This is a genomic window from Mycobacterium sp. TH-M11 (genome assembly GCF_057473725.1).
The window spans coordinates 1-1,569 of the sequence record NZ_JBYCLD010000561.1 but is presented as its reverse complement, the minus strand read 5'-3'; the positions used below and the strand labels follow the sequence as shown (position 1 = coordinate 1,569).

Sequence of the window (1,569 nt, the reverse complement as noted above, 5' to 3'; positions counted from 1 at the left end):
CGACGTGTTGATCAGCGGCTTGAGCGATTGTGCCTCGTGCTGCCTCAGCGCATCCTCGGTGGGCACAACAACGGCGAGCGGATAGGAGCGAGCGCTGTTGGCGTAGACGTAGATCTGGCGCACCAGCGGGCTACCGCCGAACAGTGTCTCCAGCTTCGCAACGGTGATGAATTCGCCCTGCGAGAGTTTCAGGACGTTGTTGCGGCGGTCGATGTAGGTGAGGTGATCGGGACCTAGCTCGGCCATGACGTCGCCGGTCAGGTAGTAGCCGTCGGCGTCGAACGCCTCAGCGGTGAGTTCTGGTCGCTTGTAGTAGCCCGCGAACTGAGTTTGCGACTTGACGGCGAGCTCGCCGCGCGGATGCGGTCGGTCGGTGCTGAAGTAGCCGAGGTCTGGGACGTCGACCAACTTGTAGTCGATCACCGGTGGGCGTTGCACACGGCCGTCGATCAGTAGCAATACCGATTCGGTCAAGCCGAAGGTGTCGGTCAGGTGCATGCCAGCGAAGGATTCCGCCCATGCTCTCAGGTCCGCCGACATCGGCGCAGAGCCCGTCGATGCCGACACGTACCGCCCGCCGAGCACGTTCTGGCGTTGGTCGGCCATCACCTGCGCTTCGACGCTCGCACGCTCACTGTCTGTGACCGACCGCGAGTCCACCTCGCGTCGGTACTCGTCAAACAGCATCTCCCAGACCCGCGGTACGAAATCCAATTGGGTGGGCCGCACCAGCGCGAGATCCTCCAAAAATGTTGAAAGATCGCGCGCGGCAGCAAAGTACGCGGTGCCACCGGCGCCGAGTGTGCCATAGAGCATCGCCCGCCCGACAATGTGGCTCATCGGCCTGAAGTTCAGCGTGATAGAGGGCACGGCACGTTCCTTTTGGGTCGCCGTCCACGTGGAACTGCGCCAGGTGAGAGCAACCAAGTCTTGGCGATACATCGCACCTTTGGGAGTCCCGGTGCTGCCTGAGGTGTAGATCAACAACGCCAGCGAGTCGTCCTGCCGGGACTCGATGATCGGTGCCGTCCGCGTCGCGCCGCGTTCGAGCGCATCGTCCAACAGCTCCACAACAACCGGGCTGCCCGCGTCGGCCAAAAGCGCCCGCGCCGCGGCGACCGCCTCACGATGCTCGTCGACCTGCGAGTGGTAGTCGAAGACGACCAGCCGGGCAGGCGCATGCCCAGCCGAGACCAGCCCGACGGCCACAGACAGGTAATCCACACTCGAGGCGATCACGGTCGGCTCGGTTTCGGCCACAATCGGCCCAAGTTGGGCCACCGTCGCACTGGCCTGTAGCGGTACCGATACCGCCCTGAGCAAGAGCAAGGCCAGATCAATGGTCGCGTAGTCGACACTGGTGAAACCCAAGACGCACACCCGGTCACCGGGCTCTACCGGATCGCCGGCCCAGGCGGCGGCAACGGCGTCGACCCGGTCAGCCAACTGACGGTAGGTGATGGTCTCGAATCGGGGCATCAGCTCTGCCGAGGTCCGGCCCGTGGCCGGGTCCTCGACGAAGCGGACCGCACGTCGTCCCAGCGCGGGGCGCTCCGCATAGCCCTCCAT

General features: G+C 64.5%; 1 protein-coding gene. It reads right to left on the bottom strand.

The window, feature by feature from the left end; all coding sequences use genetic code 11:
* Positions 1-1,569 (bottom strand): AMP-binding protein (locus AC2VOG_RS21030; RefSeq protein ID WP_486941747.1); only part of this gene is annotated, 1,569 nt, incomplete at both ends.